At 36.7% G+C, this 19,687-nt stretch carries 14 protein-coding genes; all 14 read right to left on the reverse strand.

Annotated features, from left to right (window positions below; translation table 11 throughout):
- Positions 1–2 precede the first annotated feature (2 nt).
- The 14 genes from dxr to ACLU24_RS07445 all read right to left on the reverse strand — a co-directional run bounded on the left by dxr (position 3) and on the right by ACLU24_RS07445 (position 19,681).
- Positions 3–1,142, reverse strand: coding sequence for a 1-deoxy-D-xylulose-5-phosphate reductoisomerase (gene dxr / locus ACLU24_RS07380; protein ID WP_412611480.1), 1,140 nt, complete (start codon positions 1,140–1,142; stop codon positions 3–5).
- 263 nt (positions 1,143–1,405) lie between these two features.
- Positions 1,406–2,227: a phosphatidate cytidylyltransferase gene (locus ACLU24_RS07385; RefSeq protein WP_412611481.1), complete on the reverse strand. Its 822-nt coding sequence runs from the start codon at positions 2,225–2,227 to the stop codon at positions 1,406–1,408.
- A complete protein-coding gene (locus tag ACLU24_RS07390) occupies positions 2,228–2,953 on the reverse strand; it encodes an isoprenyl transferase (protein ID WP_412611483.1) in 726 nt (241 codons plus the stop codon).
- Positions 2,954–3,016: 63 nt separating this feature from the next.
- Complete coding sequence (frr, locus tag ACLU24_RS07395) at positions 3,017–3,571, reverse strand: ribosome recycling factor (protein WP_412611485.1); 555 nt, start codon at positions 3,569–3,571, stop codon at positions 3,017–3,019.
- A gap of 112 nt (positions 3,572–3,683) precedes the next feature.
- Positions 3,684–4,388 (reverse strand): UMP kinase, encoded by a 705-nt coding sequence (gene pyrH / locus ACLU24_RS07400; RefSeq protein ID WP_412611487.1) that lies wholly within the window; start codon positions 4,386–4,388, stop codon positions 3,684–3,686.
- Between the two features lie 224 nt (positions 4,389–4,612).
- Positions 4,613–5,305 carry a hypothetical protein gene (locus tag ACLU24_RS07405; protein WP_412611489.1) on the reverse strand — a complete coding sequence of 231 codons (693 nt, stop codon included), beginning with the start codon at positions 5,303–5,305 and terminating at the stop codon, positions 4,613–4,615.
- A gap of 801 nt (positions 5,306–6,106) precedes the next feature.
- A complete protein-coding gene (locus ACLU24_RS07410; protein WP_412611490.1) occupies positions 6,107–7,315 on the reverse strand; it encodes a glycosyltransferase in 1,209 nt (402 codons plus the stop codon).
- Positions 7,308–7,928: a TetR/AcrR family transcriptional regulator gene (locus tag ACLU24_RS07415; protein WP_412611491.1), complete on the reverse strand. Its 621-nt coding sequence runs from the start codon at positions 7,926–7,928 to the stop codon at positions 7,308–7,310. Before ACLU24_RS07415 ends, ACLU24_RS07410 begins: the two co-directional genes overlap by 8 nt.
- A 447-nt stretch (positions 7,929–8,375) precedes the next feature.
- On the reverse strand, positions 8,376–9,080 hold the full coding sequence (locus tag ACLU24_RS07420) for a hypothetical protein (protein WP_412611494.1): 705 nt from the start codon (positions 9,078–9,080) through the stop codon (positions 8,376–8,378).
- Positions 9,081–9,645: 565 nt separating this feature from the next.
- Entirely contained in the window at positions 9,646–10,998 is a 1,353-nt protein-coding gene (locus ACLU24_RS07425; RefSeq protein ID WP_412611496.1) for a YecA family protein, read from the reverse strand.
- Positions 10,999–11,021: 23 nt separating this feature from the next.
- Positions 11,022–12,842 (reverse strand): DUF262 domain-containing protein, encoded by a 1,821-nt coding sequence (locus tag ACLU24_RS07430; RefSeq protein ID WP_412611498.1) that lies wholly within the window; start codon positions 12,840–12,842, stop codon positions 11,022–11,024.
- Positions 12,842–15,487 carry a DEAD/DEAH box helicase gene (locus ACLU24_RS07435; RefSeq protein WP_412611501.1) on the reverse strand — a complete coding sequence of 882 codons (2,646 nt, stop codon included), beginning with the start codon at positions 15,485–15,487 and terminating at the stop codon, positions 12,842–12,844. The genes ACLU24_RS07430 and ACLU24_RS07435 overlap by 1 nt, the downstream gene beginning before the upstream one ends.
- The gene (locus ACLU24_RS07440) at positions 15,477–16,397 is read right to left on the reverse strand and encodes a HamA C-terminal domain-containing protein (RefSeq protein WP_412611503.1); all 921 of its coding nucleotides are present in this window, start codon (positions 16,395–16,397) and stop codon (positions 15,477–15,479) included. Before ACLU24_RS07440 ends, ACLU24_RS07435 begins: the two co-directional genes overlap by 11 nt.
- Positions 16,398–16,408: 11 nt before the next feature.
- The gene (locus tag ACLU24_RS07445) at positions 16,409–19,681 is read right to left on the reverse strand and encodes a type I restriction endonuclease subunit R (protein ID WP_412611504.1); all 3,273 of its coding nucleotides are present in this window, start codon (positions 19,679–19,681) and stop codon (positions 16,409–16,411) included.
- Positions 19,682–19,687 lie beyond the last annotated feature (6 nt).

Raw genomic sequence — 19,687 nt, forward strand, 5'->3', positions numbered from 1 at the left:
AATCAGCCTTTTAAGACAAGCTCCCTTGCCATTTTATCAGCATTAAATACATCATCTATATTTATGTTTTGTTTATTAGGAATATTTATCATAGCCTTTTTAATAAGCTTCGGAATATCCAGAAAGCCTATTTTCCCTTCAAGGAATAATTCAACTGCCGCCTCATTTGCACCATTTGCAATAGTAGGCATAATTCCACCTTGTCTGAAAGCATCCTCACATAAAGCAAGACACTCAAAAACTTCCCTGTCAGGCTTTGCAAAAGTAAGACTTTTAAGCGTAGTGAAATCAAGAGATTGGGCAGGTGATTCGTACCTTTCGGGATATGTAATCGCATACTGTATAGGTATACGCATATCTGCTGTTCCAAGCTGTGCAATAACCGCATTGTCGCTCAATTCTATCATAGAATGAATAATGCTCTCACGATGCACAACTACTTCAATCTGCTCTAATTCAACTGAAAACAGATGACAAGCCTCGATAACCTCAAGACCTTTATTCATCATTGTAGCAGAATCTATTGTTATTTTTGCACCCATACTCCAATTAGGATGGTTGAGTGCGTCTTTCACTGTAACATTTTCAAGTTCATCATAAGTTTTTCCGAAAAATGGACCGCCCGAAGCGGTAAGTATAATCTTCTTTAAAGAGCCATTTGGTGTACCCTGTAAGCACTGGAAAATTGCACTATGTTCACTATCAACAGGCAAAAGCTTTACGCCATTCTCACGAATAGCCTTTTTGACAAGTTCACCGCCTGTGACAAGAGTTTCCTTATTTGCAAGCGCAATATCTTTTTTTGCAGAAATAGCCTCAAGCGTAGGTTTTAGGCCTGCGATACCCACTATCGCATTAACCACAACATCGCTCTCTCTAAGTCTTGCGCACTCAAGTATGCCGTCACTTCCACCGAGAACTTTTATATCAGTGTCGGCAAGATTATTTTTTAATTCTAAATATTTATTTTCGTCAGCTATACAGACGGCACGCGGCTTAAATTCGCGTGCCTGTTCTTCAAGTAATTTAATACTGTTATTAGCCGTCAAAGCACAAACCTTGATGCCGAGCTTTCGCACGACATCAAGCGTTTGACGACCTATTGAACCCGTAGAGCCGAGAAGTGTGATATTTTGATACATAATTGACACACCTCTGATTTTTAAATTTAAAGTAACATAGATTTATGTTTTGCTTTTGTTTTTTGATAAATTTCTTCAGCTGTTAATTCCTTATTGTTAAAAAATATCCTATTACATATTTTTTCGTAAAATGGAACAGAATTTTCCAATTTGTGAATTACTTGGTATAATTTTACATCTGTCTCATCAGGAATTAGTTGTAATATTTTATCAATTATTTGGATTACTTCTTTTTCGCGTTATTTATATTTCATCACCAAAAATCAAGCTAATACCGGCAAATATGTCAACGAAATAAGCAAAAATGGTGAAACGAATACTACGCTATCAAATCTATCAAGCACACCGCCATGACCGGGTATGAGATTTCCGTAATCCTTTATATTATAGGTTCTCTTGACAAGTGAAAAGCTCAAATCGCCAAGAACCGAAAGCAGAGAACCGACAAAAGAAAGTATAATCAGATTAACATAATTTATGCTCTGAATATCCTTATAAATGAACGCTGAGAATATATATCCCATAAGACAACAAAATCCGACGCAGCCAATAACTCCGCCGATAACACCTTCAACTGTCTTTTTAGGACTGATTTTCGGGCAAAGCTTATGTTTGCCTAAAAAGCTTCCTGCAAAATATGCTCCGCCATCTGCAAGCCAAGGCAATGCAAGAGCAAGTACAAAATAGAATGATGAATGTGCAACATCAAGGTTTTTCATTGAGATAACTGTTGCCAATCCATATGATATGATAATCGTCATTCCGTAAGTATCTGAAACCTCTCTGAATGAAAGTTTTTCATGAAAGAATATCATCACAGAAAGCATAATTGCTGTATATACATACCATATTATAGACTGATAACCGTATGAAACCAGCATTGCATTACAGAATGCAAAAGCTATACTTGGTATGCTTATAAGATATTTTTTCAGTAAGCCTATTGCGTGAACAAATTCACCTACGGCAATAGCGCAAACCAATGCCATAAAAATATCTATCAATATATGCCAAGTATGGCTTAGAAATATAACAAGCAATATAAATGAAATGCCTACAATGGCAGAAATTATTCGTTTCGCCATTTATATACCTCCAAAACGTCTATTACGCTTGCTGTAATAATCAATCGCACGAATTAAATCGTCTTCGGAGAAATCAGGCCAAAGAGTATCTGTTATATAAAGTTCTGAATATGCCGCTTGATATAAAAGGAAGTTGCTTATACGAGCCTCACCGCCCGGACGAATTATCAAATCCGGGTCCGGTTGATTAGCTGTATAAAGCTTTTGTGCAAACATTTCCTTGGTAATATCATCGGCAGAAATTTTACCATTGATACAATCCTCACAAAGTAGTTTTGCTGCTCTTAAAATTTCATCTCTGCCCCCATAATTCATAGCTATGTTAAGAACCATTCCGGCTCTATCCTTAGAAACTTCCTCGGTTTCAGCAATAAGCTTTTGCAGGTTATCAGAAAAGCCACTTTTATCACCTATAAAACGAACTACAACATCGTCATCACGAAAATCTGTAAGTGATTCTACAAGCTGTTTATGAAATAGCTTCATAAGTGCATTGACTTCATCAGCAGGACGCTTCCAATTTTCTGTCGAAAAAGCATAAACCGTAAGATATTTTATACCAATTCTGCTCGCATATCTTGTGATATGACGAAAGGTAGCCGCTCCCGCTGTATGACCGGCAGTGCGTGGCAAGCCACGCTTTTTCGCCCAGCGACCATTTCCGTCCATAATAATAGCAACATGAACAGGTATACCACTTGATTGTTTATTATTAAGTTTTGCCATAGATTCATTCTCCCTTCTCGGGTAGGATAAGTCTAAAAATATCACCTGATAAGGCAGTATTTTTTAGATTTCCATAACCTGCTTTTGCTTACTTTCGCAGATTGAATCAATCTCCTTAATTTTCTTATCTGTAATATCCTGAACCTTTTTTTCGCCCTTGCTCTCATCATCTTCGGTGATTTCACCGCTCTTCTTCATTGCCTTGATTTTATCAATAGCATCTCTTCTTGATGAACGAACGGCAACCTTAGCTTCCTCAGCCATCTTAGAAACCTCTTTAACAATATCTTTACGCCTATCTTCTGTGAGCGGTGGGAATATCATTCTGATAACCTTACCGTCGGACTGTGGGTTGATACCAATATCAGAAGTTTGAATAGCCTTTTCAATAGCACGACAGATAGAAACATCCCAAGGCTGAATCATAAGTGTTCTTGCTTCTGTAACAGAAACAGCTGCAACTTGGTTGATTGGTGTAGGGGTGCCATAATAGTCTACTGTAAGCTTATCAAGTACAGCAGGATTAGCTCTGCCTGCTCTGATAGCTGAATAAGCTTCCTCAAGGTGAGTGATTGTTTTAGTCATTTTGTCCTCTGCATTTTTTAATACTGTTTTCATAGATAAAAGCCTCCTGTTTATATAATTTAATAAAATAAAAGTCCCAAGATTAAAAGTATAAAACCTATTAAAGAAAAATCTGAACCACCTGTTGCTTCCATAAAAACACCTATTATTCTACAAGTGTTCCTACATCTTCTCCGCAAACAGCAGATACAATATTCTGAGGATTATCAAGGCTGAATACAATAATCGGAATATTATTATCCTTGCAGATTGCTGCGGCTGTGCTATCCATAACACCAAGATTTTGATTAAGCACTTCTTGGAAAGTAAGAGTCTTAAATTTCTTTGCGTCCGGATTCTTTTTAGGGTCGCTATCATAAACGCCATCGACCATAGTTGCTTTAAGGATTATATCTGCCTCAATTTCAGCGGCTCTGAGTGCCGCTGCCGTATCTGTTGAGAAAAACGGATTACCGGTTCCGCAACCAAATACAACAACTCTACCCTTTTCAAGATGACGAACAGCTCTATTTCTGATATAAGGCTCTGCAACCTGCTGCATAGAAATAGCTGTCTGTACTCTAACCTGAAGGTCAAACTGCTCCAAAGCGTCAGCAACACCAAGAGCATTTATAACTGTTGCAAGCATACCCATATGGTCAGCACGAGTCCTATCCATCTGACCACTTGAACGACCTCTCCAGAAGTTTCCTCCGCCAACAACGATTGCAACTTCAACGCCCATATCAACAAGTTTTTTGACAGGTTCACAGAATTTAAGAACTGTATCAAAATCTATTCCATGTTTTTCATTTCCTGCAAGTGATTCACCGCTAAGCTTCAACAATACTCTCTTATATTTAGGCTTCAATTTAACCACTCCTAATTTTTATTTCTTATTTTTATCCATTTTTCATTTTACTATATTTTTGCAATTATGTAAAGATAAAAGTTATAAACGGCTAATTTAAAAGTTAAAACTATATTTTACAAATATAATAATTTTTTATAATTAAAACAGGCGAACACTCTTACCCTATTAAATAAATTACATTTAAAGGTAGCTGTATTCGCCTATTTCTATTATGATTTTAATTATAATTCCTCATCAATACCTTTACTGAGAGAAATATTAGTAACAAAATCATCCTCAAAAACAAATATTATTATATTTTTGCCTATTTCGTAAGATGTCATCTTGTCATCTGTAACCTTACCATATATCTTTTCAATACTGTCCTTAGTTGCACCGATTTTAACTCCATTTGCAGTGCTAGCATCTCCAGGACCATCTATAGAAACATCTGTTACATATTGCTTCTTATCTTTAAAATAAATATAGATAGTCATATTATCATAAGTATAAGAATATGAGCCTTCGGAATTATCCTCATTTGATTTGATGGTTTCACTATGGTCAGGCTTACCAAGCTTTTCAAGGATTGGTGAAGCATCCATTCCAATTTTAATTTCTACATTATTATATATAACTGCGTCAATTGCTTCTGACTTTTTATCTTCCTTAGAATTTTCATTTTTGGACTCTGCACTCTCAGTTTTAGAAGATTCTTTGCTATTTTCCTTGCTTTCCTCTGAATTTTTACTTTCTGACTTTGATGTATTTTTAGATTCATCTTTATCTGCTTGGCTTTCGCTACTACTTACCGTTGAATTAGTTGCTGAATTTGTTGATGTGTTACTTGAAGAATTATCAGAGCCACCTGAACAACCTGCCATAATAGCAGCAGCCAGTGCAGCTGTTAAAATTACTACTGTCATTTTTTTCATATTACCTCTCCTTTAAAAATTTAGGGCAAATTCAATTAATAGATATATTATACACTTAAACTATATCAAACTTTATGCTTTTATAGAATAAATTATAAAGAATTTAATGAACAATTTCAATTATTTATAGAAATCTACTTGATATTGCAATTTTCTTATACATTCAAATTCATATCGAAATTTCTTAATAAATAATAATATTTAATTACTTTACAATTTTCGAAAGATTAACTTTACTTATCTTTTTGCTATATCTAAAGCATTTATATTATATATTGCTGATTGTGTTTTTGTATTTATCGACATTATTTTAAATGAGTATACATACTGGTTACTTACTCAAAAACCAACATCTATTTTTAGATAAAGGAATAATACTAATAATTCATCAATTATCTTCTATACAATCTCTAATCTTCAATAAGATATTGAAAACAAACTTTCGTATATAAAATACTTAAAGCAAAAAGAAAGTGGACAGAAATCCACTTTCTCTAATTCTCAAACTTTTCTTATATCATTTTGAAGTATTAAAATACCTTCATAATCAACATTAACATATTCAATTTCTATTATCGTTGACCATTTTTCTACCCAAAAGAACTACTGTCTATACGTCGTTTCGTTTGAGCAATAATTTTTCTATACAGCAATAGCTGCTTATTTATCCAAGCTGTCCGGATCAAGCAGAAAATCGAATATGCTCATTACCAGCACACCCTTCTCATTGTAGAGCGGAGCAAGCGCATCCTTTGCAGTGCAGATTAACAGATTGAAATTTGTTCTTCTTTCAAAAACTGATTATTGATTCCTGAGAACCCCTTCAATTAATCGTACAGCCACAACGACTCCGTTTTCCTCTTTTATTTTTTCGGAGATCTCAAGCGCATTCTTCCTTTTTTCGTCATACGAAGAATTCATTTCTTCGATTGCTGCGATAATTGTTTGTTCGGATAAATCTTTGGCTTTTAAAGGCTTTGTCGCAACATTGATTTTGCCAAGCTGCAGCGCAAATCCCAATTGATCCAGCACATGAGGAACCGGTATCGAAGGCACTCCGTAAATCATTGTAGCTGCAGATGTTCCAAAGCCGCAGTGATGTATGACAAATTTAGCGTTCGCGAATAACCAGCTGTGTGGAACACTTCCACAGGCAATCATGGTTTCGGGCAATTCATAGTCCTCTAATGTTTTCTGAAATCCCTGTATAATTACCCTGCATCCTGTTTTGAAAAGTGCCTGTACAAACATATCCAGTTTATCTTTTTCCGGTTTGTCCTCAAATGACATTGCACCAAGTGCAAGCACCACCGGCTTTTCACCACTGTCTATAAAGCTCTTGAGTTTTTCATCCGGAACAAAGTCTTCATTTTCATCATACCAGTATCCCGTCAATATATTTTTATCTTCCCAGTATGGATTTCTTTCAATGACATACCTGCTGATCGGAATAAGATTTAATTCCTTTGACATGATTTCATCTACTGATTTAACCGGTTTGAGACCATATATCTTTCTGATTTTGTTGTAAGGCTTTGCAACCTGTTTTGCAATCGCTCCGCCTATAAGCTTATCCTTGAACGTTTTATGCTTTAATTTCTCTCCTATCATTTCTGTTTGCAGCGTTACGTTTACGGTGGGAATACCTAATACCTCTGCTTCAACAGCGCCCATCTGACTATGACTGACTATTATTAAATCCTTATCCTTGCAGACTTTATAAACTTCTTTACTGGAATCCTGAATCATTCGGAAAACAAAATTCATTGTTTTAAACATACTCAAAACAGGATTGGGATTCTTTCCTCTGATAGCAGCTGCTTCTTTTTCTATGTCAATTTCCGGTCCAATTGGTTCAAATCTAATTCCTGACCCTTCAATCAGTTTTCTCCAACATGGATGAGATCCTAATGTAACTTCATGATTATTCTTAATAAGCTGCTTCGATAAATAAATGTATGGCTGCACATCTCCGCGCGTGCCCATTGTGAACATTGCAATTTTACTCATCCGAATTTCCTCCTGAAACACTTCTCCATCTCATCATTGCCCTGTTGTAAAAACTATGTACTTCCTGAGAATAAGCTGCTTTTCTCTCCTCCGTAAGTTCACCATTAAGCAGATATTTATAAGTGAGCATAGTCATAAACGAGAAGAATTCCTGCACGAGCCATTCTGCCTCTGTTTCCGAAACCATGCCCGCCAACACAAATTGATTCAGAATTCTTTTCTGAATCTCATAAGGCTGCGTAAACATAAACTGCTCATATAAATCTCTTATTTCAGCATTATGAAACTGTTCGATCATCATAAGTCTGAGCATTAAATTACAAAAGGGCTCGAACAGATAACTATCCATCATATAGTTATCCATCATCTGCGCTTCACCGCTGTCATTTTTATCAGGATCAGGCATATTAATATTTCCAATTAATCCCTCAATATGATCCTCAAACCTGGTAATAAGAGAATCTAAGATATCGTGCTTATTCTTAAAGTGATAATAAAGTGTACTTTCCTTGATTCCGACTTCGCCGCAGATATCTCTTATCGAAGTTGCTGCATATCCTCTTTCGGAAAACATATGTAACGCAACATCCATGATTCGTTCTTTTGTACCCATAATCATCATTCCCTAACATTCGTTAGAATAATTATACCTAATACTCGTTAGAATGTCAAGCAAATTGTTTCTTTTGCTCATTCACAATGTCCTCCGGTCTTTTTATTACATTCCCGGAAATGACAAAAGCCCCTTGCTGCTTTATCGTCACCAAGAGGCTATGTAAAATATCAGTTATTCAATTGTCATGGACAAAAAATTAAAACTTTCTTTTCAGGTCTTTGATGTAATAGTAGTCCTCAGCATCCACACTTATTTACACATAGTCCTTCGATTTTGTATTTCCCTTGCTCATAAGAACCACCATCTCCACATGGCACGAGGCAACAAGTAGTACGTCAAATGTGTCGGCTCGTAAACGGAAACATGTCCACTCACTAGCATTATAGGAAAACTGTCGACTGAATTGTCCATATAAACGGGAATTTGAATGATTAACTTCCGATTTTATATCGCATTCCAAATAAATAAAAATGCGAACACACATCCCCATGAATTTCCTGTGTGTTTCCTGATGATCAGCATTCCATATAATGCTATGAATATCGTTATCAGCTCTATTATTCCAAGCAAGCTAAAACTTATCGGATGGAACAGGATTCCCATTATCGTACACACGAGCGCACCCCAATCGAAAAGCTTATTGTTCATAGGATAACGCCTGTCTATGATCTCACTTATAACAGCATAATTAAATCCTTCGAAAAATCCCCAGACAATTGCGATGATAAGAGTTCCTATGATCGTTGCAACAATGCCAGCCTTATGAAGATCAGGCGTCACCATGATGCTCAGAGGTTCATAGCCTTCAAATTGACCGGTTACAATAACATATACTATGTACGGCACAAAACACAGAATGGTTCCGCCGATACTTTTGAGAATATTCTTCCGCGTAAGTCCGAAGTTTGCAAAAGATTCTTTTCGAATAATACATACTATTGTTATCCCTAATCCCGCAATGCCATATTCCATTACAGTCGCAGCAAGAAGTCTCAACCACACGGAAACAGTGCTGTCTTTGCAAAAAGCCATAAGACAACTACCGATAAATGCATAGATGACATATACAAGTATAGTCGTAATCGCTATGATCCATAGATCCGCATCAAGTTTCTTTTGTTCATCCGATAAAGTTCTTTTTGTCTTCATTGTGTTTGCCTCCTTGTTATCTTCTGGGATAAATTGCCACTATATTATTGTAACATAACTCATTTTAGCACTTTCCGCTCATTTTTTCAATCATTTTAGTCTATCCAACCCAAAATTAACACCTCTATCTATCCAACTATAAAAATCAGTCTCTTTGCAGCCCCTAAAACGCAGAAAATTCGAGGATTTGGATTTCTGTTCAACCTCTCGAAAAAGCCTTATATTTTAAGCATTTTCACACTATTAATTATGTATCTTAGTCAACATTACTACGCACTCAACATGGCTCGATACGTGCTGATTGATGTCGCAATATCGGAACATATCGCCCTATTTTGAGCCGATTTTCGATTGTTCTCGGAAACATATCTATCGGCACATTTTGCCCTTATTCAATCCGCAACCTAAACCCTTCTCGTTGTCGGAAACATAGCGAGATTTTCTAGTTGCTACTATATATAAGCAGCACATAAGCTTCCATCGCCTCAAGCCCGGACTAGCCTTTTAGGGAATTAGTCATAGTAGAACTGTTTCCACATAGAAGGCATCGTCTCAACCTTATTATTTAGGACTTCCCGTGGCAAAATTTGTATTTCTTTCCACTTCCGCAAGGACACGGTTCATTGCGTCCAATTTTCTTAGGCCAGTTTGCCCGCTCTTGAACCATGAGAGGTATTTTACCATCATACATGAGTGCAAGTTCTCTCAAACGGTATAGATATTCCGAAATTCCTAATATACCTTGGAACATATGCATAGCTTCATTCTCAAACTGAAGAAGGTATTCAGTTTTCTTTTTTGTTCTGTCTTTCGGATTAGGAATATAAGTAATCAGCTGGTCTACTGAATTATATTCAACATCATTATGACCGATGGCATTTCTCAATTTCGCATTCACTAGGATTTTCAAAAAGCCTGTGTAAACTTCAGAGTCCAAACAGAAATGATATCTTGATGCTTTTGTAAGTTTAATATAGTCCTCCAAAGAATTTACATTCTTCTCTATCGGATTCATAGCATTGATGTCAGACCTGTATTTAATATTATTGAGAGCTACAGGTATAATCATTAAATTACCTAATGCTTCATAAACATCCAGATAAAACTGCTTTACACTATCAAAGCTGCTTGTTGTAGAGCCTTCGTGTTCAAAATCAAAAGAATTATCTTTACAGTATTGTAATGCAAACGCAGGTATAAGTCTTTGATATACGGCCATAAACTCATCATAGACCTTGTAAATTAATTCCTGCAATTCTTCGAGGTGGAAGCCATCATGAGAATTAAGGAAATCAATCAAACTCTTCATTTGCGCTGAATCCATTTTCATTATTCCGGCACTAAACGAAAGGTCATTAAGGATATCTTTTCTTAATGATGAGTAAAGACCATGCACCTCAATCATATGAACAGCTCTTAGCGTTTCAGATTCATCTCTACATTGAAAGAACTGACCAGAAAACTCCTTTTGAATTTCTTGAGTTAGATATTCGCTATTGTTTTTTGCTAATGTTAGAATTCTCTTATAACTCTTCCATTTTTGGGCTGTTGCATTCAGTCTAGACACATCTTGTCCAAATTCCTCATAAGAGTCATCCGTTTTCATGCAATTCATATATCGAATAAACGGTGTAATCACTAGCCCTTCTAATTCTGCTGCTTTTCCTTGTTTTACAGTAGGAAACTCTCCGGAGCACTCAACAATATAATCAGCTTCTGCATCTTGAACATCATCTGCATTATCGAATGAAAAACTTAACCCCGGATGCTCCTGTCCTATCTTAACGCTACCAGACAAGGAGGTTCCACATTTACCACACGCAACTTCTATCGGATGTTCTTCTTGCCAGCCAACTTGCAAGCGGATTCTAGTGATGCTGCCGCAAACTTGGCATTTAATAAAGGTATTAAAAACCATGAAACCTACCTCCTTTAGCTGGATTACATAAACATATCATCATTCCAAACGAGTTTTACCAAATCAACGAGTACTGCTATTCTCTCAGTAATCTCATTTTTGCCAAATGAAGCATACGATTTGAATCCAAGATTGTTATCTGCAATGAACTTCTTAAATTTAGGATTATTCTGATATGCCAAATCACCAAGCGATTCAGTATAGATATTGCCTTCGTTAGAACAATATTTCTTCAGTTTATAATCATACTTTGCATCATTTAAGCTGGCATTAATGCTCTTATGAAGAAGCAGTAACGCACCGATACTATTTCTCCAGCGTCTAAAATCATCTTGGTCAGAATACTCTGCAGTAAACCATTCATAGTGGTCTGTAATAATATGTTCAATCTCGAAAGGATTCTTTGTTTGAGTATTCATATAATTACAGTAGTTTGATGCAACACCAGTCTGCTCCTCGATGAAACCAGTAATACGTGCAAGAATGTTCTTGATGTATTTCTTTGTAAAACTGTTAAGTCTCAAATCACTTAATGCTGCGGCAGGGTCAAATGCAAGATTGATATACTGCTGCTCTAACTTCTGTTTCAAAGTAGGGATATCTGTCATACGAATATCCTTTGTCACATTGAAAACAAAGTTCTTGATAGTACTGTAATCAACAGAGCGATAATTCGTCACTCTAGATACTATCAAAACATCAATAAATCTTGCTACCAGATTAATCTTCTCGATAATAACTGGCCACGAATCTTCATAGCATACAGGAGCTAATAAAAGTTGTGGCTGTAATGTGAAGTTAACCTGCGCATTGTAATATACATATTTTGTTTCTTCAGCAAAGGTTGTTTCAGCCTGACGAATGCGCTCATAAACCTCTGCGAATTTTGCAAATTTCTTTATGAACAGCTCAAAATCATCGGAACCATTAAGCCCTAACTTATCGCGTTCATCTCGCACCCATTTATGGAAGGAACCACCGATGATGTCAAAATCCTTATTTACTGCACCGGCTTTTGTCTCACGGATTGTTTCTGCATAGTGAGCTCTAAGCCAAGCTTTAATAAATGTCTCGTCACCCTTGTCATCATCTTTTTTCAATGTAAGAACTTTATCCTTCCAAATACCATTCATCTTTTCACGTGATGAATCAGATTTGATTTCTGAAAGAATATAACCCTTTAACATTTCTGTAGATGTAATGCTCAAACCACGGTCGTTCATTGTAACAAATACTTTATGAGCGTCCTGCTCAGTTGTTGCTACAATTTCTATAAAGAATACTTTTTCCGCAACCCAATCGCAGAAATGCAACAACATATCATCTGTAATATCAGCTGGGAAAACATCCTGAATATCTTGATAACGTCCATAAAGATTTTTTACTGATTCTCCGGCACCTGTAGTATCAAAATCAGTATCGTTGAAAATTGCATTCATACAATCCTGACGGTCATCAACGTTGATGTTGAAAGACTTTGTACCAAAGGATTCTGAGAAAATCATTGTCTCAATCATGTTATAACTCTGACCGATATTCTTTAATCTGTTATTAAGATACATCAGCAACAATGTCAAAGAAGAGAATCTTTGCTGGCCATCAATGATTGCATTTTCTCTTCCGGCCAGAACAATAGAACCCATGAAATATGCACCGTAATCAGCTACAGCTTGTCTTGGGTCATCTGTTTTATAATATTCCAAGAATTCTGATGTAAGGTCATCAATCAATTCTTCTATGTGCTTACGCTGCCACATATACTCACGCTGGTAATAGTGAATAGAGTATTTCGTATTCTGTAATAATTGTTTTAGATTCTTTGGCGAACCTTCAATCTTCTTCATTAGGCGTCCTCCTCCAGAAACAGTTCTGGTGTATTATACCAAGCCAACTCAGCATCAGCTTTAACACCCTTGTTAGGACATTCTAATAGCGATTTCTTAAGTTTGAGCTCTGTTTCTGATTTATAAACATACTCTGCTTCATGCTGTAAAATGTACAAAGCAGATTCTCTTGAAAAGCCATATTTTTGTATTTCGATTGAACGTTTATTTGTTGAGCCATATTCAACAAACTCGTACCAATCATTCGGTGCTGGCTTTCCTTTAATATCCTTATAAGCATTTGATATTTTCAAAAAGTAGTTTGAAAGCTTAAACAGGATAATTTTATCAATTACTGATAGCACTTCGGAAATAATGATATTGTTATGCTCCGAACCTTCTTTATAATCCACTTTTTTGCCATCGATAAACATAGCCTCACGTGGATTATTCTTCTTAAATCTTATAGCCTCAGAAATAATCTGTTGCAGTCCATGTCCAGAAACCCACTGTCCAAGAATTACTCTGTAATAAGATAATGAGCTATATTTGTTCGGGTCATTTCCCGGAGCACCAAGCGTATAAGATTCGTAAGATTTCCATTTGAAAATCTTAGCAATTCTCAATAAGAAGTCCCACAGTTCATCTTTATCATATCGACCATTGCTGTCAATAGAAGGGAATTCTAAGCCATTAACCGCAATCGCCTCATATAATGATTCATTTTGGTCAACTGATACAGTTATGTCATTATCTTTCATGTGTTGCTGACGATTTGAGAAGTTTTCCTTAATCTTATCTTCATCGCCCGGTTTCATCACTTTTTGAAATTCTCGACGCACACGACTCTCTCTACCAGCCATGATATCATTCAAGAGAATAATCGCAAATTTCCTCATCAGGTCATATGAATCTTCAGTCTGTTTCTGCGGATGTTTAGGAAATTCAACATCGCCTTTCAACAGAATATTAATTACATTCTGCTTTTGAGGTTTTGTTAATCCCTTTTCAATAGATAGTGTTTGTTTATCAACTGATTCAGAAAGCAATGTTTCAAACTTATCTGATGCTTTCTCAGATGTTGCCACTAAAAATACATTTCCATAAAGATTGAACTCTAGACGTCCTACTCTACCAACAAGATTTCGGAAGTCTATAGGTCGCATGTCCTTCTGTCCGTTTCTATAATCAGTGATAAAAAGATTATCTGCAGGAAGATTCACGCCTTCAACAAGAGTACTTGTACAGAATAAAGCTGTTATCTTTCCGGCTTTAAACAAATCCTCTATACGTTGACGAATTGAAGCTGGAAGGTAACCAATATGGTATGCAACTCCCTTAGAAACCAAATCTGCAAGGTAGTAATCACCGTGGACTTCATTCTTTATATCTTTAGCAAGCTCTATCAATTCTTGACAATTTGTTTTAGGAATACGATTTGCACCAAAATCACGTGCAGCAACCACCGTCTTTCTCGTAGATGGGAAATATACAATAAATGGTTTCTCTTTCTGTTTTTCATCTTTTTCGAATCTAAGCAAAACATCTATTAAATCAGCATCATCAAGCGCAATCGAGGTAATAGGAATATTGCTATCATTGTGTTCGTTGTAGATACTTACTTCTCTGTTAATCAGATTAATAATAAACTTCGGCTGCGAAACTGGAGAATATGATGTCTGCAATTTATGTTCATTTGCAGACTGCACGTCCGGTATAGTATCTAAAAACACTTCAGGATTTGGCACATTGGGCGAAGCAAAGATTATATGCGGTCTGTGCGGTCTTACCGACAGCATATTTACAACCTGATAATAGAAAGGACTTCTTTTGTCTGCGCCTGTAATTTTATGAGCCTCATCTACAAACAGATAATCAATTTGAATATCCGGCTCATTTATCATCAGGTACAGCATTCGTTCCGGCGTCATAACAAAGATATAATTTTGCCCTTTGTCTTTCCAATTAGATAGAGCTGCATCACCTGCTGCAGTAACAACGTGGTAATTCTTTTGATGCAGAATTTCGCCTAAATCCTCTTTAGTGATTTTTATTCTGATTTCATTTATCAGCGCTTTGGTAGGTACAACAATTGCAAAATTGTGTCTACAATCACTGAGGATTTTCTCTTTAATGAACATTCTCATTATGAAAGATTTCCCCATAGATGTAGGCGCTGAATAGCTATAATATGAATTCGCAAAATGGTCATAAGCAGACTTTTGCGCTACCATAAATTGCTTATCCGGTGCCGATGGAATTGTATAATAATCCTTCTTTAATTCGAGATAAATCTTTTCCATAGCATCGGCCCCATTAAAGTCCGACTTAATGATATTGCGTCCCTGATAGTTACCAACGCTGGTCAAAACAGAGCCAGCTACGTATAAAACATCAGGATTTTCTGGGTATATGTAATTAAGCATGGTGACAATTTCTTGAGCCCATACTTTATGCTTATCTGCTTTTGTGCTGTGATTAGATTTTGAAAGAATATCTGCAAATCGTAACGCATCATTTATAGCAAGATTTCTTTTTAATCTTCTCGTATAACCGAATACTTTTAAGGCGTAGTTGTAAAGAATATCTTCATACAACTTCTTTAGGTATTCGTTCTCATCTATTTTCTCAAAGAAGATTTCTCCGAAGGTAGTATTAGATTCCATAGGCACCTCCAGTTACTTTCTTCATTATTGTCGTTTTATCTTCTGTGGCATCATCTAAAGGCACTACATAAATATAGAACGAGCGTCCTGACAAGCCTAAATCATCAATATGTTTTTTGATTCTTGGCAAATAATTATGAATATTACTCACCATCTTCTGTTCAACTAATTTTTTATATTCAGCTACTGAATATTTTGTTTTATCCAACCCTAAAGAGCAGCAAAGGAATATACCATAGGCAGAATCTACATCCGGAGCATCTGGTGCCGGTGTAATAATCTTGCTCAACGCATCTGCAAGAACTGTATCTGCACTTTGAGCAAAAACAAGGTCATTTACTAGAGCGATACCCCTTTTAGGTTGTTCAAGTCCATTTTTTATTTTCAGAAAGGCATTATCAATTACATCATCCATCTGGTCTTCAACATAAGAAGTGCCAAAAACCATCTGAAAAGATGTGTCATCCATCTTCAACAGATGGATACCATCATAGAAACTTTCGGAAGTTAAAGAATCCAATTCGATTTTGCTAAAAATCTTAGGCGCACCAAGCTTCTCCTCGAAAAATGCATACAGAAGGATTTCTCCAAGCATGTTCCCAAACGAATCCGGATTTTTGATTCTCTGCTCATTAATCAACTGCATTGCCTCAAGGCCTATACTTGCCTCGTCGTCTTCTTCCTTAAACTTAGCAATTCGTGTTCTTGAATAAACATACTGTCCGATATTCTTTCTCAAGCACTTATAAAGGCCTTCGTTGGTAAAAGTATCTCCATCAAGTTTCAGATGAAAAAGGCGCAGCTGAGCAGGGTTACGCAAACCAAGACTCTCAGAATGCGTAACCTCTTTAAAAACGGAATCAATTGTTCCAGCTTTTATAGTTGTATTGATATCAATAGTACTGCTCAACTTTAATCACCTCAATTTTTCTTCGTACCATATGGTGCAGGTTCCTCAGCAACCTTTAAAACTGCACTTGTACTTGGAGCATACTGATAAATCTTTGCTTTAGCAGGTTCTGGTGCATCTGAAGATACATCTGCATACTTTTTAAAGTTTTCAGCCTGTTCCATAACTTTTTCGAATACTTCTTCATCCCATTCAGGTGGATATCCATTTTTATAAAGAAGTACTGTCAAATCCATATTTAACTGATTTTTTATGTCATCTCTTGTAGACCAGTCAGCAAACTGTGCCTTATCATCTACAAGCTCTTTAATTTTCTTTGCAAGCAACAAGCACTTTTCTTCTTCATAAGGGAAGCCGTGGTCATCTCTTACTTTTACAAGAATATCGTAGAATGCTTTTTCTTCATAACTGATGCCGAGTTTTTCAAACGATGTTTTGTCCTGCTGTAAATCCTGCAGAATCTTAATCAACTCATCAGACAAATCATTTACAAAGTCAGCTACAACCTCACTGGTAAATACCAGCTTATCTCTGCTGTTGTAGGCTTCTACAACCTTGCGCAAACGCTCATCAAATTCAACTGCTTTAACTTTATTAGTTCTTCCATAAGCAGAGATAGCCTTACGAAGCAGCTTAAGTAAAGCATTGAACTTTGTAATTGGCATTTTTACTGTATCCAACTCAGCTAAGAAATCATCACTAAATAAATCTACTGATTTATGGTCGTCAACAATATTCTCGATACCAGTACAAGTAATCGCTTCTTTAACCATGTCTTCTACAACACGGTTCATGATTTCTGCATCTGGAGCGTTACCTTGAGTCTGCTTATAAATAATTGAACGTATAGCCAAGTAGAACTGAGCTGTAGCTGTCTCTTTTTCAGTCAGCTCACCTGAAGGGAAACAGATGCCATATGCACTTTTCAAACGTCTTGAAAGGCCCATAAATCTTGTCTGCATTTCCTTCTTCATCTGAACATATTCAGCTGCAGTATTTAAGCAGTTCAATCTTTCCAATGGTGTTCCGGTGTGGAATTTTGTCGCATTGAAATCAACAAGAAGTTCATCTATCAATGCAAGATGATTTCTAAAGATTCCAAGTGAGATGTTAAGCTCATCAATCGGACTTTCCTGTGGCCCACCATACTTCTTAACTGCTTCAAGCATATCGTTCTTGATGCCGATATAATCGACTACAAGACCTTTATCCTTACCATCAAACACACGGTTAACACGTGAAATTGTCTGAATCAAAGTATGCTTCTGAAGTGGCTTGTCAATATACATCACAGCAAGTGATGGAACATCGAAACCAGTAATCCACATATCCACAACGATTGCGACTTTAAAGTTTGAATTATTATTCTTGAACTGTTTATCAAGCTTCTTACGGTATTCCTTGGTACCACACATCTCGAACAGTTCTTTCTCATCATTCTGTCCCTGAGTTGCAACCATGTTTACTTTAGGAAGTGCCATAAGTTTATCTAACTCTTCCTTTGAAAGCTGACTTTCATCTTCAGCTTTCTTTGCTTCACCCCATTCAGGACGAATAGCAAGAATCTCTTTTAAAACCTTGAAAGCTAAAGGTCTGTCAGCACAAACAATCATAGCTTTCTGTACAATCTCAGGTTTTTCAGAACATAATGCTTCGTAGTGGCTAACAATGTCAGCAGCAAGCTTTTTCAGTCTATCCGGATGTCCAAGGATAGCTGTCATCTTACTCATCGCGCGCTGACTCTCCTCAATCTGTTCACTGGAAGAGCCTTCTGCAGCACACTGCTCATAATATTTTTGAATTTCTTTTGCCTGCTCATCTGATAACACGACACGAGCAAGACGAGGTTCATAAGCGATACGTACAGTAATACCATCATCGCTAGATTCCTTCATTGTATAGCTATCGACTACATCACCAAAAACAGCGATAGTTTCATCGATGGGAGTCCCAGTGAAGCCACAATATGTTGCGTTAGGGAAGCTAGCACGAAGATAATGACCAAATCCATATGTAGTAAATACACCCTTATCGGTCTTCTTCAATTTGCTTCCAGTGCTTGTCTGAGTTCTATGTGCTTCATCAGAAATGCATATAATATTGCTTCTGTCGGAAAGCAGTCCAGTGTTCTCACAGAATTTTTGAATAGTAGTGATATAAACACCGCCGCTTGGCCTGTCTTTTAATGTCTGCTCTAAGTCTTTACGACTTTCAATGCTTCGAACATCGCTCTCGTGTAAATACTTAGTGGCAGTAACAAATAATTCAGAAGTTTGAGTATCCAAATCCTCACGGTCAGCAAGGATGATAATCGTTGGATTATTAAATGCTTCATTATCTCTTTGTGCAATCAATCGAGATAAGAACAGCATTGTGTATGTTTTTCCACAACCTGTAGCACCAAAATACGTACCACCTTTACCGTCGCCAGCAGGACGCATATGCGCTTTAATATTTGCAAGCATTTTATTAGCTGCAAAGAACTGCGGATAACGACACACGATAGCTTCGCTCTTCTTACTATCATCTGGATAGAAAACGAAGTCTCTGATAACACGCAACAAACGCTCTGGTGCAAAGGCTCCGGCAATCATTGTTTTCAATGAGCTAATTCCGTTTGCTACTGTATCTGTATCATTTGCTTTATTCCATGAGTAGTAATACTCATAAGGAGTAAAGATACTACCAAGCTTTGTATTCGCTCCATCACTGATAACAGACAAGAAGCAATATTTCATCAGCTTAGGAATATCACGTGTGTAGCGGATAGTGATTTGTTCCCATGCATCATGAACAGTTGTATCCTCGTTGATTGCAGACTTAAACTCACAGATGGTTACAGGAATACCGTTAACAAAAACCAATAAATCAGGTCTGCGCAATCTTTCGCCCTGCACAGAATACTGGTTTACTACCTTAAAGATATTCTTTTCCGGATTGTCATAATCAATATAATCCACATGAAGTGCAACTTTGCTGATGTCATCACGTTGCAAATCAAAGCCCTCATTTACAAGCCAGAATGTTTCTCTGTTACCGAGATACAAAGGTGATGCCTGTATCAGCGCTATTTTATTTATAATCTTTTGTACTTCAACTTCACTTAGGTCTGTGTAGCGGCCAAGTAAATAAGTACGCAAGTCATCTTCCAACAAGATATCCTCATATTGACGATGAATATTTTCACCGTGGACATAGGTATATCCTTGCAATTGGAACAGCTCGATTATGGCCTGCTCCAACTGGTCTTCAGTGAACTTACCTTTTTCGAAGAAGTAGTCCATATACGA

Source organism: Pseudoruminococcus sp. (assembly GCF_047012705.1).
Lineage (GTDB): Bacteria > Bacillota > Clostridia > Oscillospirales > Acutalibacteraceae > Pseudoruminococcus.